Raw genomic sequence first — 24,473 nt, forward strand, 5'->3', positions numbered from 1 at the left:
GGGGATCCGTGGAGGAAGAGTCACCTGCACGATCCGGAGCCACGGGTAGTCCTGATCCGGGGATGCCGTCGTGCAGACGGAACGTGGTCGTGCATCCGGGCCAGGAACCGAGACCGACGGAGAACGGGATCGGAGATGGACGGAGACGGGACGGGGCCGGAGACGACGGATGCCGCGAGGACCGAGGTCCTCGCGGCATCCGTGTCGGGTGGGGATCAGCCCGGGTGGGTCATCGACAGGAGGTCGAGCTTCTCGTCCAGCTGCTCCAGCGTGAGCTCACCGCGCTCGACGTAGCCGAGGTCGATCACGGCGTCGCGCACCGTGATGCCCTTGGCGACGGAGTGCTTGGCGATCTTCGCGGCGGCCTCGTAGCCGATCAGCTTGTTCAGCGGCGTCACGATCGACGGGCTCATGCCCGCGAAGGCGGCGGCGCGGTCGAGGTTCGCCTGCAGGCCGTCGATGGTCTTGTCGGCGAGCACCCGCGAGGCGTTCGACAGCAGACGGATCGACTCGAGCAGCGCGGTGCCCATGACCGGGATGGCGACGTTCAGCTCGAACGAACCGGAGGCGCCGGCCCAGGCGACCGTGGCGTCGTTGCCGATGACGCGCGCGCACACCATGAGCACGGCCTCGGGAACGACGGGGTTCACCTTGCCCGGCATGATCGAGGATCCCGGCTGCAGGTCGGGGATGTGCAGCTCGCCGAGACCGGTGTTCGGGCCGGAACCCATCCAGCGCAGGTCGTTGTTGATCTTCGTGAGCGACACGGCGATGGTGCGGAGCGCACCGGAGGCCTCGACGAGACCGTCGCGGTTCGCCTGCGCCTCGAAGTGGTCCTTCGCCTCGGTGATCGGCAGCTCGGTCTCGGCCGCGAGCAGCTCGATGACCTTCTGCGGGAAGCCGAGCGGCGTGTTGATGCCCGTGCCGACGGCCGTGCCGCCCAGAGGCACCTCGGCCACGCGGGGGAGCGCCGACTGCACGCGCTCGATGCCCAGGCGGATCTGGCGGGCGTAGCCGCCGAACTCCTGGCCGAGCGTGACGGGCGTCGCGTCCATGAGGTGCGTGCGGCCGGACTTGACCGCGTCCTTCCAGAGCTCCGCCTTGGCCTCGAGCGCGACGGCGAGGTGGTCGAGCGCCGGGATCAGGGTGTCGATGAGTGCCTGGGTGACCGCGATGTGCACCGAGGTGGGGAACACGTCGTTCGACGACTGCGAGGCGTTCACGTGGTCGTTGGGGTGCACGGTCGAGCCGAGGATGCGGCTCGCGAGCGTCGCCAGGACCTCGTTCATGTTCATGTTCGACGAGGTGCCGGAGCCGGTCTGGTACGTGTCGACCGGGAACTCGCCGTCGTGGCTGCCCGCAGCGACCTGGTCGGCGGCCTGGGCGATCGCGTCGGCGATGGCGCCGTCGAGCGTGCCGAGCTCCTTGTTCGCCAGCGCGGCCGCCTTCTTGATGCGCGCGAGTGCGGCGATCTGCGTCGACTCCAGGCCCTTGCCGGAGATCGGGAAGTTCTCCACGGCGCGCTGCGTCTGCGCCCCGTAGAGCGCGTTCACGGGCACTCGCACCTCACCCATGGTGTCGTGTTCGATGCGGTACTCGGTGTCGGTCATTCCGAACCCTCCTTGGTTGCGGGGTCGATCCCCTCGGCTTCGATGCCGACCGTGATGACAGGCGCTGCCTCACCCTCGGCCAGACGATAGTTGGCGCCGACGATGCCGAGACGGCCTTCGGCGACGGCGTTGCTGATGATCTCGGACGACTGCAGCAGGTCGTTGACGGTGTTGCGCAGGTGCTCGCGTCCGACGAGCTCCGCATCGATGTCGGCCACCGTGCCGCCGCCGCTCTCCGCGAGGACCTTGCGCGCGGCAGGGACGATCGGCGCGATGAGCTTCCAGATGTGCGGGGGGAGCGGGTCGGCATCGATGGCGGTGCCGTCGATGGCGGCGCGCACCGCACCGCAGGAGTCGTGTGCGAGGACCACGATGAGCGGCACCTCGAGGACGGCGACCGCGTACTCCAGGCTCGCCACGATCGACTCGCCGATCACCTGCCCGGCGTTGCGCACGACGAAGAGGTCGCCGAGGCCGAGGTCGAAGATGATCTCGGCGGCCAGGCGGGAGTCCGAGCAGCCGAACAGCGTCGCGACGGGGTGCTGGGCCGCGGTGAGGTCCTTGCGGCGGTCGACGTTCTGGTTCGGGTGCTGGGGCTCGTCGCGGACGAAGCGACGGTTGCCGTCCTGCATCTGCTTCCAGGCGGCGGCGGGGGTCAGCGGGTGGGTCATCGGGCCTCCGAGACGGTGCGGATCTGGGGGATGAGCGACTCCGCGAGCTCGGCGGTGGAGTCGGCCGAGCGGGAGCCGTAGAGAAGCACGTAGTCGTCGCCGGCCTGGGTGCCGAGGGCATAGGTGACGTTCGCCTCCGCGCCGGCGGACCCGGGCCGATAGACGTCCCACTCCCGGCCGCCGATGCGGATGGTGTCGGTCGGGGCGACGCCGTTCAGGCGCTGCGGGGCCCACGAGGCGTCGGCGTCGAAGGCCTGGGCGAGCTTGATGAACCCGCGCTCGTCCTGGGCCGCGGGGGCGAGGGTGACCTCCCAGACGACGGGGGCTCCGCTCTGGAGCTCAGCGGCGTTCACCCGCCAGAAGTCGTCCGTCTCGGGGACGATCGCCGGGCTGCCCATGGACGACTCGACGTCCGCGGCGATGGCGGCGACGTCGATCGGCTTCGCCGCGACCGGCTCGCCCCGGGGGACGAGCGCGATGATGACGACGACGACCGCGAGGGTCACCACGAGCGCGGCGACGAGGTTGCGGACGGTCTGGCTCGACCGGTAGGCCTTGCTCGACGCGGCCTTGCGTGCGGCGGTCTCGTCGAGCGTCTCCGGTCGACCGAGGTCGGCGTTGATCGCGGGGCCCTTGCTCATGACGCGTCGCTCTCGTCGGTGGTGGCGGTGCGCGCGGCTTCGAGGCGACGCTTCGCGCCGAGCAGCCACTCCTCGCAGCGGGCGGCCAGGGCCTCGCCGCGCTCCCAGAGCGCGAGTGAGTGCTCGAGGGTGGGCGCCCCCTGTTCGAGCTCGGCGACGACCCGGACGAGCTCGTCACGGGCCGCCTCGAACGACAGCGTGTCCACAGGGGTGTCGTTCACGGCGCTCACTCCTCCATCCTACGTCGTGCCCCGGACGCCGCCCGCTCAGGCGCCTTCCGCGATCTCGCCCTCCGAGCGCACCGCGAGCGACCCTCGGTCCACCGTGAGGGTGAGCGCGCTGCCCGCAGGCGCATCGGCCGCATCGCGGAGGATGACGCCGCCCTCCAGATGCGCGATCGCGTAACCGCGGGCCAGAGTGGCGGCGGGGGAGAGGGCGCGCAGCGAGGCGCGCAGTTCACCGGTCCGCCGGCCGGCGTCGTCGAGCTGCCGGGTGACCGCGTCGCGACCGCGAGCGAGAAGCAGGAAGGTCTCCTGCGCACGGCTGTCGATGATCGGATCGGGCGAGCGCAGCACCGGCCGGGACCGCAGCTGCTCGAGCTGGGCGATGTCGTGCGTGAGGCGCTGCGTGAGGCGGGTGGTGGCCCGGGACCGCAGCTGCGCGATGAGTGCGCGTTGCTCCCCGACGTCGGGGACGACGCGCTTGGCGGCATCGGTCGGCGTCGAGGCGCGGAGATCGGCGACGTCGTCGAGGAGGGGGTGGTCGTTCTCATGGCCGATGGCGCTGACCACCGGTGTGGAGGCGGCGGCCACGGCTCGGACGAGGCGTTCGTCGCTGAAGCCGAGGAGGGTCTGCGGGTCGCCGCCGCCGCGAGCGATGATGATGACGTCGACCTCGGGGTCGGCGTCCAGACGGGCGAGAGCCGCCAGCGTGTCCGGCACGCAGCGATCGCCCTGCACCGCGGCGTACGCGGTCTTGAACCGCACCTGCGGCCAGCGCAGCTCGGCGTTGCGGTGCACGTCCTTCTCGGCGTCGGAGCGCTCGCCGGTGATGAGTCCGATGACATGGGGGAGGAACGGCAGGCGCTTCTTGCGTGCGGGATCGAAGAGGCCCTCCTGGCGGAGCTGCACCCGCAGCCGCTCCAGGCGCTCGAGCTGGTCGCCGAGCCCGACGTGCTTCATGGCCGAGACCGCGAAGCTGAAGTCCCCGGAGCGGACGAAGTAGTCGGCCTTCACGGCGGCGACCACGTGATCGCCCACGCCCAGGTCGGCGGGGATGCGGCCGCGCACGCTCGACCAGACGCGGATGGAGATCTGCGCGTCGGACCGGGTGTCCTTGAGGCGGGCGAAGACGTTTCCGGCGCGCACGTTCCAGGACGTGATCTCGCCCTCGACCCACACCGTGTTCCATCGCGCCACGAAGTCGCGGATGGTGGCGTTCAGTCGGGCGACCGACGTCGGCGCCTGGGCCGTGGAGTCGCGCGGGGCGACGGCATCCGCCGGCGGGGTCTCGCCCGGTCCCGTCGTCGCTTCGAAGACTGTCATCTGCTCCCATTCCTGCCTGCGCGCTCACCGGCCCCGCCCAGCCGCACGACGGTAGAATCGAGGGGTGACTTCGACTGCCGTTCATCTTCCCGCTCCTCGCATCCCACGAGTGCGCGCCGCGGCCGGGCGGCTTCAGGATAACCCGGTGCCCGGACACAAGCGCGTCCTGCTCGCCGCCCCCCGCGGCTACTGTGCAGGCGTGGACCGCGCCGTGGTCGCTGTGGAGAAGGCGCTCGAGCGCTACGGCGCCCCCGTCTACGTCCGCAAGCAGATCGTGCACAACATCCACGTCGTGACGGAGCTCGAGGCCAAGGGGGCCATCTTCGTCGAGGAGGTCGACGAGGTGCCCGAGAGCGCGCACGTCGTCTTCAGCGCGCACGGCGTCTCCCCGGCTGTCGTCAACGCCGCATCCGACCGTGGCCTGCACGCGATCGACGCCACCTGCCCGCTCGTCACCAAGGTCCACCGCGAGGCCGTGCGCTTCGCGCGGGACGACTTCGAGATCCTGCTCATCGGCCACGACGGGCACGAGGAGGTCGAGGGAACGGCCGGAGAGGCACCGGATCACGTCACCGTCGTGAACTCCCCGGAGGAGGCCGACACCGTGCAGGTGAAGGACCCCTCGAAGGTGGTGTGGCTGTCGCAGACGACGCTCTCCGTGGACGAGACCATGGAGACGGTGAACCGGCTCCGCACCCGGTTCCCCGAGCTGCACAACCCGCCGTCCGACGACATCTGCTACGCCACCCAGAACCGGCAGGTCGCCATCAAGAAGGTCGCCCAGGGTGCTGATCTGGTGATCGTCGTGGGGTCCGCCAACTCCTCCAACAGCGTGCGACTCGTCGAGGTCGCGCTGGAGTACGGAGCCAAGGCCGCCTATCGCGTGGACTACGCCGAGGAGATCCGTCAGGAGTGGCTCGACGGCGTGGAGACGGTCGGCGTCACCAGCGGCGCGTCGGTCCCCGAGGTGCTCGTGCGCGAGGTGCTCGACGCGATCGGCGATGCCGGGTATCGCGACGTGGAAGAGGTCAAGACGGCGGAGGAGGACCTCATGTTCTCCCTGCCGAAGGAGCTCCGTCAGGACGCCACGGGCCAGCGCGACGCGCGCGCCCTCGGCGGCCGCGCCTCCGCAGGAGGGGGTGCGTAGCGGTGAACGCCGCGGAGGCGGAGCCGACCCTCATCGGGTCCGTGCAACGCGCTCTCCGCCTGGTCGACATCGTCGCGAACTCCCCGCGCCCCCTGCCGGCGAAGATGCTCTCGTCGATCACGGGCTTGACGCCGGGTACCACCTACAACCTCGTGCGCACGCTCGTGCACGAGGGGTACCTGAGTGCGGAGCCCGACGGCCTCGTGCTGGGGGACCGGTTCCCGTCCTTCCAGCAGCAGATCGGCTCCCGAGGCGTGTTCCTCGCCCGCGTGCGCGCCGCCTTGCGCGCAGTGACCGAGGACGTCGGCGCCACGGCCTACCTGTCGCGGTACGCGGATGGGGAGATCCACCTCGTCGACATCGTGGACGCCGTGCGGAACCCTCGGATCGAGCTGTGGGTCGGGCTGCACGCCAGCGCGCACGCGACCGCCCTCGGGAAGCAGATCCTCGCCGCCCTCCCGGAAGAGGACCGGCTGGACTACCTTGCCCGTCATCGGCTCGAGGAGCTCACGCCGCGGACGATCAGCGACCGGACAGCGCTCCTCACCCAGCTCGAGCAGACCCCGGGGTGGGCGATCGATCGCGAGGAGTACGCGATCGGCGCGACCTGTGTCGCGGTCCCGGTCATCGCCCCGGGCTTGACGGCATCGCTGGCCGTCTCCCTCCCGGCCGACCAGGCGGTGGTCAACCGGCGGCTCGTCTCGAACCTGCAACGCGCCGCCTCTCGGCTGTCGGTGCAGCTCGGGGCCGATGCGCTCGACACCGACGGGCCGGACGCCGAGTTCACCATCTGAATTCGTGACCCTGGTGCCCGCCACGTCGCTTATCTATGATCGAAGGCGTAGTGGCTGACAACGCCCTACTGATCGCCCATGGCGTCCCCAGCGCCGGCGACCGAACGGGATGAGGAGCGTCCCCAGCGCTCTCCGTCCGCGGCCCCGAGAAGTCCCCACTTCTCCGGGGCCGCTATCGGTTGGGCCCCCTTTTCCTGAACGGGCGGCTGAGCGCCGGCCGATACCATGGCGGCATGACCGACCAGCGCCCCCGCTACGGGGAACTCGCCACGCCCGAGGAGCAGCGGAGGGCCGCGGGGCTGCCGCCCGTGGCTGAGGTCGTCGCCCCGTCGGCTCCCGTCGCGGACCCCGCGCCCGCGGCTCCTGCTCCGGCGCGCCCCTCCTCGGTGGATCGGTTCGCGACGATCGCGCTGCTCGCCTACGGCCTCGTGAACGTCGTCGTCACCGGCCTGTCCTACCTCGACATCGTCCCCGTGATGAATCAGACCATGGGGATGCTGGGCATCGAGGGCGAGTTCACCAACTACGCCGCGGGCCGCACGTGGGGCACGATCGCGGCCGTCGTGCTGGCGGTCGGCTGGTGCGTCACGGCAGCCCTGTCGATCCGTCGCCTGCGTCGTGGCCGCCTCACCTGGTGGCTCCCGCTCGTCGGAGCCGTCATCACGCTGGGCATCGCCTCGTTCTGCCTCGTCGTGCCGATGATGGGCGACCCGGCCTTCATCGCCTACCTCGACCAGGCGACCGGGGTGCGTTGATCCCGAGCACGCAGACGAAAGGGGCCCGGCATGATGCCGGGCCCCTTTCGCGTGTCTGGTGGTGTCAGCTCTGCGACTGGCCGTACGAGCCGAGCTGGCGGGTGGACTCGACCACGCGGGCGGCCATGGCCGACTCCGCGATCTTGCCCCAGGCGCGCGGGTCGTACTGCTTCTTGTTGCCGACCTCGCCGTCGACCTTCAGCACGCCGTCGTAGTTCTTGAACATGTAATCGGCGATGGCACGCGTGTAGGCGTACTGGGTGTCGGTGTCGATGTTCATCTTGATGACGCCGTTGGCGACCGCGAGGGCGATCTCCTCGTCGGTGGAGCCGGAGCCGCCATGGAAGACGAGGTCGAGCGGCTTCTCGCCGGTGTTGTACTTCGCGGCGACCTCGGCCTGGATCTCGCCGAGCAGCTCCGGACGCAGCTTCACGCCGCCCGGCTTGTACACGCCGTGGACGTTGCCGAAGGTGAGCGCGGCGATGTAGCGGCCCTGCTCGCCGAGGCCCAGCGCCTGCACGGCCTGGTCCACGTCGGCGAACGTCGTGTAGAGCGCCTCGTTCGAGCCCTCGTGCTGCACCCCGTCCTCCTCGCCGCCGACGACGCCGATCTCGACCTCGAGGATGGCGTTGATGGCCTTCATGCGGGGGAGCAGCTCCTTGGCGATCTCGATGTTCTCCGCGAGCGGCACGGCCGAGCCGTCCCACATGTGGGACTGGAAGATCGGGTTGCGGCCGGCCTTGACCTCTTCCTCCGAGGCGGCGATGAGCGGTTCGACGAAGCCCGCGAGAGCGTCCTTCGGGCAGTGGTCCGTGTGCAGGGCGACGGTGACCGGGTAGTTCTTGGCGACCTCGGTGGCGTAGCGGGCGAAGGCGAGGGCGCCGGTCGCGCGGGCCTTGACCGTGTGACCGGCGAAGTAGTCGGCGCCACCGGTGGTGACCTGGATGATGCCGTCGGAGCCGGCCTCGGTCAGGCCCTGGAGGACGGCGTTGATCGTCTGCGAGCTGGAGACGTTGAACGCGGGGTACGCGAAGCCGCCTGCCTTCGCGCGGTCGAGCATGTCGGCGTACTGATCCGGGGTGGCGACGGGCATGAGAACTCCTGCGGTAGGTGAAGCCGGGACAGCTGCCACTCTATCGGGGCGGGTGTCCGGCTTCGGCAGGAGGCGTCGCGCGTCGGTGGGCGCCGTCCTTCGGTGGTGTTAAGAATCGCGATTTCTTCCTCGCGTGCGGGCGGAAAACGAGCCGAACGATCCCCTGCTCGCGGATAGGCTGGGGATCATGGTGAGTCTGACTGCCGACCTGAGCCCGCTGCGTCCCGACCGTAACCTCGCGATGGAGTTGGTGCGCGCGACCGAGGCGGCGGCGATCCGTGCCGTTCCGTTCATCGGTCGCGGTGCGAAGGAGGCCGCCGACGGCGCCGCCGTCGACGCCATGCGGGCGTTCCTCGGGACTGTCGACTTCCAGGGACGCGTGGTGATCGGCGAGGGCGAGAAGGACAACGCCCCGATGCTGTTCAACGGCGAGGTCGTCGGGACCGGACGGGGGCCGCTCTGCGACATCGCGGTGGACCCGATCGACGGCACGTCGCTGACCGCGGCCGGCCGGCAGAACGCGCTCTCCGTGATCGCCGTGTCCGACCGCGACACGATGCTCGACGCCTCCAGCGTCTTCTACATGGACAAGCTCGTCACGGGGCCCGCGGGCGTCGGCGTGGTCGACATCCGCCTGCCCATCGGCGAGAACATCCGCAAGCTCGCCGGCGCGCTGGACAAGCCCGTCGACGAGATCGTCGTCTCGGTGCTCAACCGTCCGCGGCACGAGCAGCTCATCCAGGAGATCCGCGACGCCGGTGCCGGTACGCGTCTCATGAGCGACGGCGACGTCGCCGGTGGCATCAACGCCGCCCGCCACGACGCCCGCACCGACATGTGCGTCGGCATCGGCGGCAGCCCCGAGGGCATCGTCACCGCGTGTGCGATCAAGGCCCTCGGCGGCCACATCCAGGGACGGCTCTGGCCGCGCGATGACGACGAGCGCCAGCGCGGTATCGACGCGGGGCTCGACATGGACAAGGTCTACGAGGCGGACGACCTCGTGCAGGGGAACAACACGATCTTCGTCGCGACGGGTGTCACGGACGGCCAGCTCGTGGCCGGGGTCCGGCGGGAGCGCGGTTACGTGTACACCGAGAGCGTGGTCCTGCGCGGAGCCTCCGGCACCCTGCGCCGCATCGCGTCGGAGCACCTCGTCTCGAAGTGGCTGTGACGGCTCTCCCGCGAGCCTGACCTTTAGTGAGGTCTCCAGCCATCGTTACCGACCCGGTATCGCCTCCGGCACGGGTCGGGCCCGGTTCGGCGAGCCGCCGTGTCACAATTGTCACTGGGTTTGTCGCCGTCGACGGAGCCGCCAGGCACCGCAGGCACAGGAGGGCGAACGCATGACAACGCAGCACACGAGCGGCTCGAAGAGCGCCGCGCCGACCAAGATCATCACGACGAACACCGGACGCATCCTCCGGGTGAGCGCCGATGCGGAGGCGGCAGCCGTAGCCCCGCCGGCACCGGTCGCGCAGCCGGCCGTCGATCCGGCTCGCCGCGCCGACGTGCTGTTCCGCGTCCGTCGCGCCGAGGGGCACGAGGTGAGTGCCTGGTGGATGATCGGCGCCTTCCTCGCCACGAGCGGCCTCGTCATCGTGCTGCTCAGCGGCGTGCCCGGCGTCGCCTGACGCACGCACGGTCGGAACATCCGGTCGCTCTCGTCGTCACTGCTCCCGGTCGTGGAGCGCGGCGGCGTGGTCCAGTCGCGCGCGGACCTCGCCGACGTCGGCCTGCATCGCGTCGGCGGCCTCTTCGGCTTCGGTCGGGGCCAGAAGCTCCGGAGCGGTGAAGCGCCGCCCGTCCGCGGTGATCGGCGACGCCGGTGCCAGGGCCTCCGCATCGACGCCGGGGAACTGCCGGGCGGTCACGAGCACCCGCGACTCCAGGGACCCGGCGAAGCGGTTGTAGCTGTCGACCGTGCGCTCGATCGCCCGCCGCAGGTCGTCGGCGTGGCCCGCGAGGGTGCCGAGGCGCTCGTACAGCTGCGTGCCGAGCGCCAGCAGACTCCTGGCCTCGGTGGACACCTCTTGCTGGGTCCATGTGTAGGCGACCGTCTTGAGAACCGCCCAGAGGTTGACGGGGGAGGCGAGGGCCACGCGGCGGCTGAAGGCGTAGTCGAGCAACGTGGGGTCCTCGTCGATGGCTGCCGCCAGCAGCGACTCGCTCGGCAGGAAGCAGATGACGAACTCGGGGCTCGCGTCGAGGCCGGACCAGTAGGCCTTCTTGGCGAGGGCGTCGACGTGGGCGCGGACGGCGCGGACGTGCTTCTGCATGTGGGCGCGACGCTGGGGTTCGTGGGCGTCGCCGAGGGGGAGCGCCGAGGCCTCGAGGTAGGCGTCGAGGGGAACCTTCGCGTCGACGGCGATCGACGTGCCCCCCGGGAGACGGACGACCATGTCGGGCGCCCTGGCCGCGGTCGGAGGTGATCGTCGCCTGGAGGTCGAAGTCGACGTGTCTGGTCAGCCCCGCCGCCTCGACGACGCGCCGCAGCTGGGTCTCGCCCCAGACGCCGCGCGTGGACGTGGAGCGCAGCGCACCCGCCAGTGACTCGGTCGTCGCGCGGAGCGCCTCATCCGACTCCTGGGCGCGCCGGAGCTGCTCGGCGAGCGTGCCGAACTGTGCCTGCCGCTCGCTCTCGATCGCGGCGACCTTGGACTGCATCTGCTGGAGACTCTCGCGGACCGGCGCCAGAGCCTGCAGCACGGCGTTCTGCTGCTGGACGCGCTGAGCCTCCGCCCGCTGCTCGGAGCGGGCGTGCTCGACGGCGTCCCGGTAGAGGTCGTACTGGCGATCGCGGTCGTCTCGCGCGGCCGCCAGCTCCGCCTGCGTGCGTGCGATGTCGGCGGCGCTGCGACCGGCTCGCAGGAACCACCCGAGAGCGACGCCCGCGGCGAGGGCCACGAGCAGGAGAACGATCGACAGGGCATCCATGGCTCCATGATGCCGGGGGCGTCCGACATCGCCGGGAGGACGCGAGGTGCGTCAGGCGACGGCGCGCTCCAGTGCCGGCACGGCGGGCTCGGTCACGCGGAGGCCGAGGACATCGGCGAGCGCGAAGACATCCGCGGCTCCGGCCCGCGCGGCCGCGTCCACGATGATCTGGGCGCAGGCGAGGGCATCCGCCAGCGCGTCGTGATGCGAGAACTCGGCGTATCCGGCCGCCGCGGCGGCGAGAGGCAGACGGTAGGAGTCGAGCTGGTAGGTCTTCCGCGCCACCTGGAGGCTGCACAGCGACCGGTACGGCGGACAGATCTGACCGGTGACCTCGGTCGCTCGCCGCAGGACGTTCAGGTCGAAGCCGGCGTTGTGGGCCACGAGCACGTCGGCACCCGCGAAGCCGCACAGACGGTCGAACTGATCGACCCACGTCGCCGCCGACAGCACGTGCTCAGGGCGGATGCCGTGGATGCGGACGTTCCACTCCTGGAACTCGTCATGGCCGGGCGGGGGCTGGATCAGCCAGTTCGCGGTGGCGACGACCTCCCCGTCCCGCACCCGCACGAGTCCCACGGAACACGCGGAGGCCGGGCTGGAGTTCGCGGTCTCGAAGTCGATCGCAGTGAAGTCCAGTGGCACGTCCTCACTCTCTCCCGGGCCTCCGACGTCGCTGTGCAGGCTCGCCGTATGCTGGCCACATGGCGGACGAACTCGCGAGATCCTTCGGCGCGGCGGCCGGAAGCTACGAGGCCGGACGACCCGAGTACCCCTTCGAGGCCGTCGCCTGGATGCTGGAGCCGATGGCGGACGGTACGCGGCGGGTGGCCGATGTCGGCGCCGGGACCGGCAAGCTCACGCGGGCGCTCGTCGCAGCTGCGGACGCCGAGGTGGTGGCGATCGATCCGGACCCCGCGATGCTCGCGGCCCTTCGCGACGCCGTCCCCGGGGTGCCCACGTTCGTCGGGACCGCCGAGGGGCTGCCGCTTCCGGACGCGAGCGTGGACGCCGTCGTCCTGGGTCAGGCGTGGCACTGGGTCGAGCCGGTCGCCGCGTCGGCGGAGATCGGTCGCGCGATGCGCCCTGGCGGTGTGCTCGGGCTCGTCTGGAACCTCCGCGACGAGCGCGTGGACTGGGTGCGCCGGCTCACCGACATCATGCACGGCAGCAACGCCGAGATCATGCTCGCCGCGGGCGACCCCGTGGTGGCGGAGCCCTTCGGCGCCCTGGCGCAGGAGCGCTGGGAGTGGTCGCGCCCCATGACGCGGGAGCTCCTGCACCGCATGGCCGCGTCCCGCAGCGCCGTGATCACCGCCGACGAGGCCGAGAAGGACCGGATCCGCCGCGAGATGGACGCCCTGTTCGACGAGCTCGGCCTGCACGGGGACGGTGTGATCGAGGTGCCCTATGTGACGAGGGCCTTCCGCGCGGTCCGCGACTGAACAGGCGTCCGCGCCGCATCAGGCACTTTTCCCACCCTGCCGCCTGACCCTGCGTGGGTGCCTGCCCTCGCGAGGGTGAGGTGGGGGAGAGCGGCGCAGGTAGACTCATACCCCGTGGCTCTCACTATCGGAATCGTCGGCCTGCCCAACGTCGGCAAGTCCACCCTCTTCAACGCTCTCACCAAGAACGACGTGCTCGCGGCGAACTATCCGTTCGCGACGATCGAGCCGAACGTCGGCGTGGTGAACCTTCCCGACCCGCGGCTCCAGAAGCTCGCGGAGATCTTCGGGAGCGAGCGCATCCTGCCCGCCGCCGTGTCGTTCGTCGACATCGCCGGCATCGTGCGCGGGGCGAGCGAGGGGGAGGGGCTGGGCAACCAGTTCCTCGCGAACATCCGCGAGGCCGACGCGATCGCCCAGGTGGTGCGCGGGTTCTCCGACGACGACGTGGTGCACGTGGACGGTGCCGTGAACCCGGCGTCGGACATGGAGACCATCAACGCCGAGCTCATGCTCGCCGACCTGCAGACCGTCGAGAAGGCGATCACACGGTACGAGAAGGAGGTCCGCGGCAAGAAGATCGACCCGTCGGTCCTCGAAGCCGCGAAGGCCGCCAAGGACGCCCTGGAGCGCGGGATCCTGCTCTCCACGAGCGGCCTCGACCTCGAGCCGATCCGCGAACTCGGGCTCCTGACCGTCAAGCCCGTCATCTTCGTCTTCAACGTCGACGAGTCCGTGCTGACCGACGACGCCCGCAAGGCCGAGCTCGCCGCCCTGGTCGCGCCGGCGCAGGCGATCTTCCTCGACGCGAAGATCGAGTCCGAGCTCAAGGACCTCGACCCCGAGGACGCCGCCGAGCTCCTCGCCTCGACGGGCCAGGACGAGTCGGGCCTCGACCAGCTCGCCCGCATCGGCTTCGACACGCTCGGCCTGCAGACCTACCTCACCGCCGGCCCCAAGGAGGCCCGCGCCTGGACCATCCCCAAGGGATCGAAGGCCCCGCAGGCCGCCGGCGTGATCCACACCGATTTCGAGAAGGGCTTCATCAAGGCCGAGATCGTGTCGTTCGACGACCTCGTGGAGACCGGTTCCGTGCAGGAAGCCCGTGCGAAGGGCAAGGCGCGCCTGGAGGGCAAGGACTACGTCATGCAGGACGGCGACGTCGTGGAGTTCCGCATCGGAAACACCTCTGGCGGATCCAAGTAGCCGGGCGTCGGTCGAGTCAGTCCGTCTCGAGAACGCGACGATTCGACTTGAGCCCGAGAACGGGCGAGCGAGCGCCGCGACGACGACGTTCGGTCGCGGCGCGGCTGATAGCAGGGCCAAAACCAAGACTCGAAGGCGTGAAGGAGGCGATCAATGCGCGATGTGACTATCGTTGCGCCTCTCTCCTCATTGGGAGGCAAACGCTTCGAGCCCCAAGCTGAGCTCACTCTGCACGACCTCGCAACGACTGCGGCTGCCACCCTTCCAGGTGGACAGGATGAAGTTATCTTGATTCCAGAGATGCCTAGCCCACTGGGTCTCCCTGATTTCATCGCTTTGGCTGGGGGCACCACTGGATGCATCGCCGTCAGGCCGCGGGCGTTCAGCCGATTCTTGCCGAGGCAGATTGCCTCGTGCTCCATGCTCCACGCCGGACAAGCGCTGTCATCAGCGACAGTCGCGCGACGCATCGGCTGGTCTGTCTCCGCCCTCCAGCCGGTGCTGGCGCGTCTTGAGAAGGCTGGGTCGCTGAGCACGACCTCGCGCGGAACACCGAATCAATCCCGCTCTCGTGTCGATCGGCACCGTCTTTGCTTTTGTATACGAAAGATGTTTCTTGGCTACGGAACGCTGAGGCGTTCTGCTTCAATACAGAACCGCGTCGAATTATCATGCGCCCATGCGGTGACTGAGGAGCATGGTGGGGTCATCTCACGCGCATGGGGCGGAGCCGGGACAACTATCGGCTCGGTGTTTACGCTCGGGTAAAGGACTCCTTGCCCATGCGTCAAGCGTGTCGGGTGGGAAGACCGATCTGATTGCAGGCATATCCGCGGTGACGCGCCGACACGATCACCGCTAAGTTGACCGAATGAACGTCGCGAAGTACCACCACATCAACCCGCAATTTGTCTTGCGTCGCTTCGCCACCGTGGACGAGAGGATCCGAGTTATTCGCCTGCCAGGACGAACGGGCTACTCATCGCTCGTTAAGAACACCGGTGGTGAGAACCACCTCTACTCGATACCTGAGCATCCAAGTGGCGCGGATGTCTTCGAGAAGGCGCTTGGCGCGGGAATTGAGGGTGAGACATCAGCGATTTTCGACCGCGTCGGAGAAGGAGAGTGGCCGCTCCCACAGGATGCACGCGACACGCTCGCGGAGTTCGTTGCGTTGCAGATGCTGCGCGGTCCTGAGCGGCGGCGACAGATGGAATCGGCGGCGGGCGACATTCTCTCGAAGGCGGCTGGCCAACTGAGTAGAGAGGATTTCGCAAGGTGGGCGTCTGACACTGCGGGACGCGCTCTCACCGAGGAAGAGGTTGAGGAACGTAGGGCCTCCGTTTTCAGCCCCGACGGCCTGACCCTCCCGCAGACGGCTCGCGACCACATCGAGATGATGGGTGAGACGACTGGGGAGGTCGCCGGGTTCCTCGCCAGTCGTCCTTGGACGTTGGTCCCGTTCACAGACCGCTCGCTCATTACATCCGACGCCCCAGTGTCGTTGGTTGCCCACCAGCAATCAGGTTCAGGGCTGGGAGTGGGCGTCCGGACCGCTCGACTTGTGCTCTATCCGATGAGTCGCAGCATCGGCCTTGTGATGAGAGATCCTTTCGACGGTCGCAACCCGACGGACGATCTCAGCAACCTCGTTGAGAAGGCGCGCTCGGGCGTCCTCGACGACCGGTCACCTGGCACTGCGGATATCGAAAGATCTATGAATGCACGCACCGCGGCCCACGCGGCGAGCAACATTTATCATCACCCCGATGACGCTGAGTTCGTGCCGTCGGACTACCGGGAGACGCAGTGACCGACCGGATTCTTCGACGCCCAAGGCCTTGAGCCCAAGACCACGCAGTCGGTGACGCTTCAATCTACTCGCGCCTTTTAGGATGACATCGTGCACATACAACAAGTCCAGATCAAGCGACTTCTAGGCTTCGAGGCGCTCACGCTTGACGTGGACTCGAATCTTCAACTGATCGCAGGACCGAACAACGCAGGCAAGTCCTCGTTCATCCGTGTGCTCGAGACGTTCTTCTCCGATCCGACCGCAAGCGATTTCAGACAGCTGAAGCCCCTGAACGACTACTACGTCCAGGGCGGTCCCAGGATGTTGTCGAGCATCAAAGTCCATTTCGGTGGACTCACCGAAGCCGAAGTCGATGAGCTGAATGACGTAGTAAGCCGCGAGGGAACGTTCTGGGTTGAGATCACCTGCACGAGGAAGGGCAAGATCACCTACCGCACTTGGACAGGTACAGATGCGCGATCTCGCGAGATCTTCGAGTGGGTTCTGCAGTCGTTCGACTTCGTGAAGATTCCGTCCGTCAGAGTGAGCGGCGACGACGAACACGATGCAGACCGGTCGTTGGCGCGGCTTCATGACACCCTAGAAGGTGTGCTTATCCGATCGGGCAGCTCCCGTTCCACGCAGCTCCAAAAAGACTTTGCCAATGCAATGGAGCCGGTCGAGAATCTGGTGCGAGGGGTCCTCAACGAGTCAGTAAAGGCGGTGGCGGCCGAACTTCCGTTCCAGGATCCTGTTCTCGGAGTGGACCTACCGGCGTCTCAGCACGCGCTGCGCGGAATGCTCAGGGAAGCCGTGATCACCAGTCACGATGATGTCGTGGTGCCGATCGCCGAGCGCGGCACCGGATTCCAGTCGGCTTTGGTTCTCGGTATTCTTCGCTACGTCTCGTCGAAGAGCAGGCAGGCAGGCACCAGCGTTCTCTTCGCCATTGAGGAGCCCGAGGCGTTTCTCCATCCACAGACGCAGCGAGCGATGGCAAAGATCCTCAAGGACATCTCGGCGGAAGCCCAGATGCTCGTCACTACCCATAGCCCCGTGCTTGTTGACTCGTTCTCCGTTACACGGATCGCGCGCCTTCCCCTTAGCCCGGAGGGCATGACTTACTCGGCGTGGAAGCCCGACCTGGCAGTTGACGAAGAAGGACGGCTGACGCGTTACTGCGACGCCACCAACAGCGAGTTGGTGTTTGCCAGCTCCGTGATACTGGTCGAGGGGCACGGTGACAAGCTCGTCGTCGACTACTTGCTGGAGAGCATCACCGGTGGACCGGGTGGTCACTACGCCCTTGGTATCGCAGTGATCGAGGCTTCCGGGATCACGACGATATCGCACCTGCTCCGGCTCGCTCAGCTCTTTGGCGTCCGCGCCTTTGTGCTTACCGACAAGGACGGTGTCCACAAGAGCGGCGACAACAAACGCGCGCTGGTCGAGATTCTGAAAGCCAAGGATCCCAAACCGTCCGTGACCTTCCTCAATGGCCTGCGTGATCTCGCCGACCGGCCGGTGGCGACCCTTAAGGCAGCACTCGAGCACCAGCAGGAACTCAACACGATGCTGCAGCCGTGGGACGCGTTCGTGCTGAGCTCCGACCTCGAAGGCCTGCTCCTCGACGTCGTCCCGCAAGAGAAACTGGCGGAAATGCTCGGCCCTGATGAGGCCAGTGAAGTGAGCAAAGAGACCGCTGAGGAGTTCGCGACGGGGGCCGCGGGGCGTGAAGCGATGGCGGCCCACCTCGGCTCAAAAGGATGGAACTCTGATCGTAAGAAGTCCGGCAAGGCAAAGCCGCACATTCCGTCGGCGCTGCTGCGGCAGCATCTCGGCTCGGTCTCGAGCCAGCATCGCGCCATCAAACCGCTGATGACTTGGCTGAGGGCGATCGTAGTCGCCCATAAGCGCGCGCCGCTCTGACCATCCGATCTACAAGTTCGTCAAGCCTCGTGGTCAGCTAAGGGTTTAGCAACTACGGAACGTCGTGGAGTTCCGCTTCAACAACTGATAGCGTTCCGGCTTATCGGAAGGCGGGCGATGTCTCGATCGACAGCACGAACGGCAGCGCTCGCGTCCGTGGGGGTGGTGGCCCTGCTCTTGGTCGGGTGCGGCGCAGAAGGAGCCGCGGACACGTCGAGTGCTCCATCCCCGCCCGCGACCCGCGAGCCCGAGCCCGAGCCCGTGACGGCGGGGGCACCGGAGCCGACCACGACGGACCGCTGCGTCCGGATGTCCGAGGTCGTCAGCTACACCGACGACTGGCGGTGGGAGCGTCGGCAGCCGCTCGTCGACCTCGGCGCCAGGGAGTTCGCGCAGGGGGAGGTGACCCTCGATGACGACGGTCATGTCGTGACGTACACGGTCGCGCCCGGCGACGTCGAGGCGGTGATCGCCGAACGGCTCTGCGCCTACCCGTCCCTCGCCTTGCTGAATCACGTGCGCGATCTCTCCCCGGGGCAGGTGCTCTGGCTCACCCCGGATCCCGACTCGCCCTGGGTGCCGTACTTCAGCCCACTGGATGCCGAGGCCGGATTCGCACAGATCCCCTACCAGAACGCCATGACCGCGGCGGGTCTCGCGGTCGACGCGGGCGACATCGACGGCGTGCGTGCGATCTGGAACGACACCCTGGCGGGCATGTTCACCGACCCCGCCACCATCGAGGCCATCCAGAAGGTGGTCGACGCCGGGGACCCCGACGCGCTGCGCCAGCTCTTCTCCTAAGTCCGCCGAACCCGCGGCCGGAGCGAGGTCTGGATCCCACTCGGTTCGCCTGGGAGAGTGGTGGGATGCAGCAGGCAGAGACGAGTCGACCGCGGCTCCTGAGGAGAGCCCTGCCGGCGGTCGTCGTCGTGCTCGTGACATGGCTGCTCCTCTGGCTGGCTCAGGGAGTGCCGACCGTGTGCGCCCTCGCGTTCCCCTGCCCCACGCCGGACGTCCGTGTCGCCCCGGCCCTCCTCTTCGGCGGGCTGCTGCTCGTGCCGACGGCCGTCCTGCTTCTCACGTCCGGATCGCGCCACGGGCGGAGCGGGGTCCGCGCCGTGGCGTGGGTGCTCCTGGTCGGCCTGGCCGTCGTGGGCCTCGGCGCGGTGCTCTTCTCGGGCGGCTTCAGCATCGGTCTCGGTCGCTGACATGCGACGGCTCAGCGCCGCACACCCGCGTCCGGCCCATGCCGATCCTCGAACGCGCGGAGCGCGCGCCTCGCGCGGCGGGTCTCGACGATACCGACGATGATCCCGGCGGCGAACACGACGATGCTGAGAACGCGCCACAACCCGGCGGGCGCATCCAGTAGGAACGCGACCGTCCAGCCGACCGTCATCACCGAGGAGAACACGATCGCGTAGACGCCCCAGTTCCGCCGCCGTTCCAGCGCCATGCGCTGCTGGATGAGCGACGGCTCCGGTCCGCCCGCGGGCCCGCTCATACCCGGAGGGAGGAACCCTCGTCGCTCGCGGCCGGAATCGGGACCGCAGCGCCGGAGCGGGTGCGGAACCACAGGGTGAGCTCGAACAGGGCGCGCTCCATCGTGGAGGCGTCCGCGCCGTCGACGAGGTCGTCGAAGGAGTCGCGGAAGCCCGTGGGGGCGGCGGTGCTCCCCGTGCGGAACGACCGATAGCCCATCGACCAATCGGAGAAGAGCCGGGCGGTGATCGGCGTCTCCAGCAGGATGCGCATCGCGCGGTGACGCGGATCGTCGGCGATAGCGTCGACGAGTCGGCGCACGGCCTCGACCGGTCCTTCGAGGACCTGGAGGAAGCGTCCCTGGCGGAAGAGGAGGAGGCCCGTGATGTCGCGGGCCGCGTTCGACCGGCGGCACTGCTCGAGCAGCTGCTCCAGAGCGGTCTCCCGGAACGGCTGCGCCGCCGTGCTGGTGTAGACGAGGCGGAGCAGCCCGTCGGTCCTGGCCGCCGTCACCCCTGCACCAGCTCCGGAGCGCCGAGGGCGGCGTCGCCCTCCGAGGGGCCGGCGTGGGCGACGACCTCCGTGGTCGCGTCGCTCAACGTGGCGTGCAGACCGAGCGGCTGCGCGGACGCGGAGAACGCGGCGAAGCGGCCGTCGGGCTGACGGTCGACGTAGCCGAGGAAGTCTCCGCCGCGGCTTCCGACATGGAAGCCGTCCTCGACGCACGCCCAGAGGACATCCGATGCGGGGTGGGGGGAATCAGGCACGGCTCCACACTACGGCGGGCGGCCGACATCGCCGCGGGCCTTGCGCTGACCCGCCTCGATATGGCACACGCACCGAACGCCGCCTCAGTCGCCGGCGCGCGGTCGTCCCGGTTCCCGCCAGCGTGGCGGCACCGGGGTCGGGGTGATCGGCTCGACGCGGTCCGGCGTCGGCAGGCTCGACGGAACGCCGGCGTGCAGGACGAGCTCCTCGCCCGCGTGCCGGATCGTCACCGGATCGCCAGCGCTCAGCCGGTAGGTCGTCTCCGCCGGCGTGATGTCGACGTGCAGGATGCAGCCGTGCAGCCGCACGCCGAACGCGAGACGGGTCACCCCGTCCGGGAGCTGCGGCCGGAAGGACAGGCCGTCGTCTCCCTCCCGCATGCCGCCGTAGCCGGCCGTGACTCCCGTCCAGATGCCGGCGAGGGCCGCGATGTGCAGTCCCTCGTCCGTGTTGCCGTGGAGATCGTCCAGGTCGAGGGCCGCGAGCTCCGCGAGGTACGCCGATGCGAGCTCGAGATGACCCACCTCGGCGGCGATCACGGCCTGCGCGGCCGCGGAGAGCGAGGAGTCACGCACGGTGAGGGCGTCGTAGTAGGCGAACGCCCTGGCCTTCTCCTCCCACGTGAACTCCTCGTGCGCGGTGTAGAGCGCCAGCACGAGGTCGGCCTGCTTCAGCACCTGCTTGCGATAGAGGTCGAAGTAGGGGAAGTGACTGTGCAGCGGATAGTCGTCGGGGCCGGTGGCGTCGAAATCCCACCGGGCGTGCGCGGTGAACCCCGCCGACTGCGGGTGCACCTTCCGCTCCTCGTCGTAGAGCACGGTCATGCCGTCGGCGGCGGCCTCCCACGCGGAGATCTCGTCGTCGTCCACGCCGAGGCGGGCGGCGACGTCCGGATGACGTCGGACGGCTGCCGCGGCTCCGCGGAGGTTCCGGCGGGCGGAGAGGTTGGTGTAGACGTTGTCGTCGACCACGGCGGTGTACTCGTCGGGCCCGGTGACCCCGTCGATGTGGAAGCCGCCGTCGTCGTCCCGGCGCCCGAGGGACAACCAGAGGCGCGCGGTCTCGACGAGGATCTCCGTGCCCGCCTCCCGCTCGAAGTCCTGGTCGCCCGTCGTACGGACGTAGTGCATCACGGCGCCCGCGACGGCGGCGTTGATGTGGAAGGCCGCCGTGCTCGCGGGCCAGTACCCGGAGCTCTCGCGTCCGTCGATCGTGCGCCAGGCGAAGGACGCCCCGCGCAGGCCGAGCGTGCGCGCCCGCTCCCTGGCGTGATCCAGCGTCGCATGACGCCAGCGCAGTGCCTGGAGCGCGGCATCGGGAGCGGTCGAGGTGAGCACGGGGAGCACGAACGCTTCGAAGTCCCAGAACGTGTGGCCCTCGTAGCCCGAGCCGGTGAGACCCTTGCCCGGCACGGATCGAGCCTCGGCTCTCGCCGATGCCTGGAACACCTGGAACAGCGCGAAGCGCACGGCCTGCTGCAGCCGGGCATCGCCGTCGATACGGACGTCGCCGCACTCCCAGTACCGATCGAGGACGGCACGCTGTCCCGCCACGAGCGCGTCCCACCCCAGGCGAGCCGCTTCCTCCACGGCCTCCTCCGCGCGGTCACGCAGCGTCTGCGGTGCGAGGGACGCCGACCACTCGTGTCCGACGAGCTTGACGACCTCGAGCTCCTCGCCGGGGGCGAGGTCGACGCGGATGCGCGTGCGCGCCAGATCGTCGTCCACCTCGGTCGTCACGTCCGGCGTCCCCTCTCCGGAGATCTGCACGAGATGGTCCGCGCTCACCGCCACACGCAGACCGCTGCGGCGGGTGCGGTGCAACAGCGTGCTCCGCGCGCCGCGCTCCGATGCCGCGACGGCCTCCAGCGGACGGGCGAGGAGCTCCTGCACCCGCGGATCGTCATGGGTCACGGGAAGGGGCTCGTTCGCGAGCACCTCGGACAGCACGGTGACCGTGAGCGGAGCGTCGAGCGCCTGCACGCGGTAGCGCACGGCCGCCAGCGACCGGTGTCCCAGGGAGACCAGACGGGTCGAATTGATGTGCACCCGACGTCCCTCCGCTGACTCCCAGTCGACCTCCCGGTGGAGGGTGCCTTCGCGCAGGTCGAGGCGGCGGGTGTGCGCATGGACGGTCCCGTGCTCGACGTCGAACGGCTCGTCGCCGACCAGCAGGCGGATGAGCTGCCCGTTCGGCACGTTGATCACCGTCTGCCCCGTCTCGGGGTAGCCGTATCCGTCCTCCGCATACGGCATCGGATGCTCTTCGAACACGCCGTTGAGGTAACTGCCCGCCACACCCCGCGGATCGCCCTCGTCGAGATTGCCCCGCCAGCCGATGTGGCCGTTGGACAGACCGAAGACGGACTCCTCCTGCGCGAGATGGGCCGTGTCGACGCTCTCGATGCCGACGGCCCACGGCTCGACCGTGAAGCGCGCCGTCATCGGCGCGCTCCGGCCCCGAGACGCCTGTCCGCGGAGGAGCTGAGGATGCCGAGGAGCATGGAGTTCCCTTCTGCCGGAGACCGTGTGCCTCGACGGTATCCGCGCCGATGCACCGGCACGAGGGAGTTGCGCCGCGTCGACCCGGTCAGGTAGGCGGTCGGCGACGCGAGCGGCGCCAGGGCGAGAGCACCGCGCCGAGGAGGGCGACGACCGCTGCGGTCCGCCACCCCGGGTGCACCCGTGCCCAGGTGCTGACGCTGCCGCGTCCGCGGTGCGGCAGCCCGCCGCGCTGGTCGGTGTCGCGGAGCGGAGCGACGAGGTTCCCGAACTGCGCCGGAGCGGCGTCGGTGGTGTGCATCATCCGCGGCCCGAACCGGCCGAGGGCGGCATCGAGCACGCCCGGCATGACGCGCTGGACCCCGGTGAGCAGCAGGGCGCCGCCACCGACGTGGATGGTGCGTGCGGGGTGCACGGCGGCATAGAGGATCGCTCGTGCCACGGACCGCGGACGGTAATGCGGATGCGGCCCGCTCGGCCGAAACGCCATCCGGCTGCGGGCATGACGGTAGATCGGGGTGTCGATGACGGCGGGTCGGACCACCGTGATCGCGACCGGCGCGCGCTCGGCACGCAGTTCACGGCGCAGCGCGTCGATCGCTCCTTCCAGCGCGTGCTTGGAGGCGGCATACGCGCCGTGCCACGGCATCGCCACCACGGCCTCGGCCGAGCTCACGACGATGATCGTCCCTCCCGAGCGCCGGAGCGCCGGCAGCGCCGCCTGGACGCCGTTGAGCTGTCCCACGACGTTGATGTCGAGGACGCGACGGAACTCCTCGGGCGAGGTGTCGGCGACCGGCGCATAGAGGAGCACACCCGCGTTGCCGACCCAGGTGTCGATCCGGCCGAACGCGTGCGTGATCTGGTCGACCGCGTCCTGCACCGCCCGGCGGTCGGAGACGTCGCACACCATCCCGCGGACGTCCCCGCCTCCCGCGGCGATCTCCTCGACCGTCTCGGTCAGCGCCTGCTCACCGCGGGCGAGCAGGACGACGGATGCCCCCGCTCGCGCGAAGCCGAGGGCCGCCTCCCGGCCGATGCCGCGGGAGCCGCCGGTGACGACGACCACCTGGGCGTCGAGGGGCGGCCGCCGTGCGCGTGTGCGCGGCGACCGCCCCTTCCGCGAGACCGATGGCGGCATCTCACTCCTTGTGGAGCGCGTCCTGCGCGGCGCCGGCCACCTTCTCCACGACGTTCGGCAGTTCGGTCGTGCCGTAGAAGCGCGCGTCGGGGTGGGTGGGCGGAGGCATCTCGGCCGTGGTCGTGGGGCCCTCGTGGTAGCTGAACTCGCCATGTCCGTCCGGCGTCGGTCCGGATGCCCATGTGCCTTCCGCGGCGGCAGGACCGTCGCTGAAGTTGAGGTACTGGTACGACACGTCGCGGTGCTCCTTGGACAGCGGGAAGTTGCTGGGCACGGGCAGCTTCTCGGCGCCCTCGGCCTTCAGCTCCTCCGCGGCGGCGAGCCACTGGTTCTGGTGCATGGTGTCGCGCGCCAGCAGGAAGCTCAGCAGATCGCGCACGCCGTGGTCGTCGGTCATGTGATAGAGCCGGGCGACCTGCACTCTGCCCTGCATCTCGGCGTTCGCATTGGCCATGAAGTCGGCGAGGAGGTTGCCGCTCGCGGTGATGTACGAGCCCTGCCACGGGTTGCCGTTGCTGTCCACCGGGCGGGCGCCGGCACCGGCGACGATGCCCTGCTGCACGTCCGTACCGCCGACGATCGCGGCGACCGTCGGGTCGTCCTGCACGGCGTCCTCCGTGATGCCGAGCGGGGACTTCTCGAGGAGTTGCGCGATCATGACCGCGAGCATCTCGACGTGGCCCATCTCCTCGGCCCCGATGCCGAAGACGAGGTCGCGGTACTTGCCGGGGATGTGCATGTTCCACGCCTGGAACTGGTACTGCAGGGCGACGGTGATCTCGCCGTACTGCCCGCCGAGGACCTCCTGCAGCTTGCGGGCGTACACGGCGTCCGGGGCCTCGGGCGTCGCGGAGAATTGGAGCTCCTGTCGATGGAAGAACATATCGAGCCTTTCTCTTCTGGGGATGGGCTGGCCATGCAACGCCCGGTCGGCCGATCCACTCAGGGCCTTTCCAAACCCGGAGTCGCCTGGGACAATCACACTCGGCCCGCAGCGCCGCGACGATCGAT

At 69.2% G+C, this 24,473-nt stretch carries 24 protein-coding genes and 1 pseudogene; 11 read left to right on the forward strand and 14 right to left on the reverse strand.

The genetic code is table 11. The features are described 5' to 3' along the window. Nucleotides 1–215: 215 nt before the first annotated feature. Genes AC2W7E_RS13585 through xseA form a run of 5 tightly spaced genes read right to left on the reverse strand, consistent with a single transcriptional unit; the run spans nucleotide 216 to nucleotide 4,466 of the window. The gene (locus AC2W7E_RS13585; RefSeq protein ID WP_062633568.1) at nucleotides 216–1,610 is read right to left on the reverse strand and encodes a class II fumarate hydratase; all 1,395 of its coding nucleotides are present in this window, start codon (nucleotides 1,608–1,610) and stop codon (nucleotides 216–218) included. Further along, complete coding sequence (locus tag AC2W7E_RS13590) at nucleotides 1,607–2,281, reverse strand: carbonic anhydrase (protein WP_025103947.1); 675 nt, start codon at nucleotides 2,279–2,281, stop codon at nucleotides 1,607–1,609. The genes AC2W7E_RS13585 and AC2W7E_RS13590 overlap by 4 nt, the downstream gene beginning before the upstream one ends. Beyond that, entirely contained in the window at nucleotides 2,278–2,922 is a 645-nt protein-coding gene (locus AC2W7E_RS13595; RefSeq protein WP_485989318.1) for a DUF4245 family protein, read from the reverse strand. The genes AC2W7E_RS13590 and AC2W7E_RS13595 overlap by 4 nt, the downstream gene beginning before the upstream one ends. Further along, on the reverse strand, nucleotides 2,919–3,152 hold the full coding sequence (locus AC2W7E_RS13600; protein ID WP_060922691.1) for an exodeoxyribonuclease VII small subunit: 234 nt from the start codon (nucleotides 3,150–3,152) through the stop codon (nucleotides 2,919–2,921). The genes AC2W7E_RS13595 and AC2W7E_RS13600 overlap by 4 nt, the downstream gene beginning before the upstream one ends. 36 nt (nucleotides 3,153–3,188) lie before the next feature. Further along, nucleotides 3,189–4,466 carry an exodeoxyribonuclease VII large subunit gene (gene xseA, locus AC2W7E_RS13605; protein WP_062766407.1) on the reverse strand — a complete coding sequence of 426 codons (1,278 nt, stop codon included), beginning with the start codon at nucleotides 4,464–4,466 and terminating at the stop codon, nucleotides 3,189–3,191. A 100-nt stretch (nucleotides 4,467–4,566) separates the two neighbouring features. Here xseA and AC2W7E_RS13610 point away from each other — a divergent pair, with 100 nt between their 5' ends. From AC2W7E_RS13610 to AC2W7E_RS13620, 3 genes are all read left to right on the forward strand, one after another. After that, the gene (locus AC2W7E_RS13610) at nucleotides 4,567–5,613 is read left to right on the forward strand and encodes a 4-hydroxy-3-methylbut-2-enyl diphosphate reductase (RefSeq protein ID WP_485989345.1); all 1,047 of its coding nucleotides are present in this window, start codon (nucleotides 4,567–4,569) and stop codon (nucleotides 5,611–5,613) included. 2 nt (nucleotides 5,614–5,615) lie between these two features. Further along, nucleotides 5,616–6,407 (forward strand): IclR family transcriptional regulator, encoded by a 792-nt coding sequence (locus AC2W7E_RS13615; protein ID WP_315104975.1) that lies wholly within the window; start codon nucleotides 5,616–5,618, stop codon nucleotides 6,405–6,407. 233 nt (nucleotides 6,408–6,640) lie between these two features. Next, entirely contained in the window at nucleotides 6,641–7,162 is a 522-nt protein-coding gene (locus tag AC2W7E_RS13620) for a DUF6264 family protein (protein ID WP_315104974.1), read from the forward strand. 64 nt (nucleotides 7,163–7,226) lie between these two features. Here AC2W7E_RS13620 and fbaA read toward each other — a convergent pair whose 3' ends face one another. Continuing rightward, the gene (gene fbaA, locus AC2W7E_RS13625) at nucleotides 7,227–8,255 is read right to left on the reverse strand and encodes a class II fructose-bisphosphate aldolase (protein ID WP_060922696.1); all 1,029 of its coding nucleotides are present in this window, start codon (nucleotides 8,253–8,255) and stop codon (nucleotides 7,227–7,229) included. 187 nt (nucleotides 8,256–8,442) lie between these two features. Between fbaA and glpX the strand changes: the two genes are divergently transcribed. Both glpX and AC2W7E_RS13635 read left to right on the forward strand, forming a co-directional pair. Beyond that, on the forward strand, nucleotides 8,443–9,429 hold the full coding sequence (gene glpX / locus AC2W7E_RS13630; RefSeq protein WP_025103955.1) for a class II fructose-bisphosphatase: 987 nt from the start codon (nucleotides 8,443–8,445) through the stop codon (nucleotides 9,427–9,429). Between the two features lie 172 nt (nucleotides 9,430–9,601). Continuing rightward, a complete protein-coding gene (locus AC2W7E_RS13635; RefSeq protein ID WP_060922698.1) occupies nucleotides 9,602–9,889 on the forward strand; it encodes a hypothetical protein in 288 nt (95 codons plus the stop codon). 36 nt (nucleotides 9,890–9,925) lie between these two features. On the opposite strand, the pseudogene AC2W7E_RS13640 reads toward AC2W7E_RS13635, so the two are convergent. Together AC2W7E_RS13640 and AC2W7E_RS13645 are read right to left on the reverse strand one after the other, a co-directional pair. Then, nucleotides 9,926–11,192 (reverse strand): annotated as a pseudogene (locus tag AC2W7E_RS13640) (DNA recombination protein RmuC). Nucleotides 11,193–11,243: 51 nt separating this feature from the next. Next, a complete protein-coding gene (locus AC2W7E_RS13645; protein ID WP_025103958.1) occupies nucleotides 11,244–11,837 on the reverse strand; it encodes an exonuclease domain-containing protein in 594 nt (197 codons plus the stop codon). A 59-nt stretch (nucleotides 11,838–11,896) separates the two neighbouring features. Between AC2W7E_RS13645 and AC2W7E_RS13650 the strand changes: the two genes are divergently transcribed. From AC2W7E_RS13650 to AC2W7E_RS13675, 6 genes are all read left to right on the forward strand, one after another. Then, complete coding sequence (locus AC2W7E_RS13650; RefSeq protein ID WP_485989319.1) at nucleotides 11,897–12,637, forward strand: class I SAM-dependent methyltransferase; 741 nt, start codon at nucleotides 11,897–11,899, stop codon at nucleotides 12,635–12,637. Nucleotides 12,638–12,751: 114 nt separating this feature from the next. Further along, on the forward strand, nucleotides 12,752–13,843 hold the full coding sequence (ychF, locus tag AC2W7E_RS13655) for a redox-regulated ATPase YchF (RefSeq protein WP_485989320.1): 1,092 nt from the start codon (nucleotides 12,752–12,754) through the stop codon (nucleotides 13,841–13,843). Between the two features lie 871 nt (nucleotides 13,844–14,714). Beyond that, nucleotides 14,715–15,656: a DUF4238 domain-containing protein gene (locus tag AC2W7E_RS13660; RefSeq protein ID WP_485989321.1), complete on the forward strand. Its 942-nt coding sequence runs from the start codon at nucleotides 14,715–14,717 to the stop codon at nucleotides 15,654–15,656. Between the two features lie 90 nt (nucleotides 15,657–15,746). Next, nucleotides 15,747–17,567 (forward strand): ATP-dependent nuclease, encoded by a 1,821-nt coding sequence (locus AC2W7E_RS13665; RefSeq protein ID WP_485989322.1) that lies wholly within the window; start codon nucleotides 15,747–15,749, stop codon nucleotides 17,565–17,567. A gap of 261 nt (nucleotides 17,568–17,828) precedes the next feature. Next, the gene (locus tag AC2W7E_RS13670; protein WP_126893981.1) at nucleotides 17,829–18,371 is read left to right on the forward strand and encodes a hypothetical protein; all 543 of its coding nucleotides are present in this window, start codon (nucleotides 17,829–17,831) and stop codon (nucleotides 18,369–18,371) included. Nucleotides 18,372–18,436: 65 nt separating this feature from the next. Beyond that, a complete protein-coding gene (locus AC2W7E_RS13675) occupies nucleotides 18,437–18,778 on the forward strand; it encodes a hypothetical protein (protein ID WP_485989323.1) in 342 nt (113 codons plus the stop codon). 11 nt (nucleotides 18,779–18,789) lie between these two features. Here the strand turns inward: AC2W7E_RS13675 and AC2W7E_RS13680 are convergent, their stop codons facing one another. The 6 genes from AC2W7E_RS13680 to AC2W7E_RS13705 form a co-directional block, all read right to left on the reverse strand. Beyond that, nucleotides 18,790–19,074 carry a hypothetical protein gene (locus AC2W7E_RS13680; RefSeq protein ID WP_378870187.1) on the reverse strand — a complete coding sequence of 95 codons (285 nt, stop codon included), beginning with the start codon at nucleotides 19,072–19,074 and terminating at the stop codon, nucleotides 18,790–18,792. After that, a complete protein-coding gene (locus tag AC2W7E_RS13685) occupies nucleotides 19,071–19,565 on the reverse strand; it encodes a BLUF domain-containing protein (protein WP_378870190.1) in 495 nt (164 codons plus the stop codon). The genes AC2W7E_RS13680 and AC2W7E_RS13685 overlap by 4 nt, the downstream gene beginning before the upstream one ends. Then, entirely contained in the window at nucleotides 19,562–19,819 is a 258-nt protein-coding gene (locus AC2W7E_RS13690) for a hypothetical protein (RefSeq protein WP_025102908.1), read from the reverse strand. Before AC2W7E_RS13690 ends, AC2W7E_RS13685 begins: the two co-directional genes overlap by 4 nt. 84 nt (nucleotides 19,820–19,903) lie before the next feature. Continuing rightward, nucleotides 19,904–22,264, reverse strand: a complete 2,361-nt coding sequence (locus tag AC2W7E_RS13695) for a glycoside hydrolase family 65 protein (RefSeq protein ID WP_485989324.1) — start codon at nucleotides 22,262–22,264, stop codon at nucleotides 19,904–19,906. A 145-nt stretch (nucleotides 22,265–22,409) separates the two neighbouring features. After that, nucleotides 22,410–23,462 (reverse strand): SDR family oxidoreductase, encoded by a 1,053-nt coding sequence (locus tag AC2W7E_RS13700; RefSeq protein WP_485989325.1) that lies wholly within the window; start codon nucleotides 23,460–23,462, stop codon nucleotides 22,410–22,412. Nucleotide 23,463: 1 nt separating this feature from the next. Beyond that, complete coding sequence (locus tag AC2W7E_RS13705; protein WP_085606628.1) at nucleotides 23,464–24,345, reverse strand: manganese catalase; 882 nt, start codon at nucleotides 24,343–24,345, stop codon at nucleotides 23,464–23,466. Nucleotides 24,346–24,473 lie beyond the last annotated feature (128 nt).

The organism is Microbacterium sp. CFSPD4_SD4 (assembly GCF_057364585.1).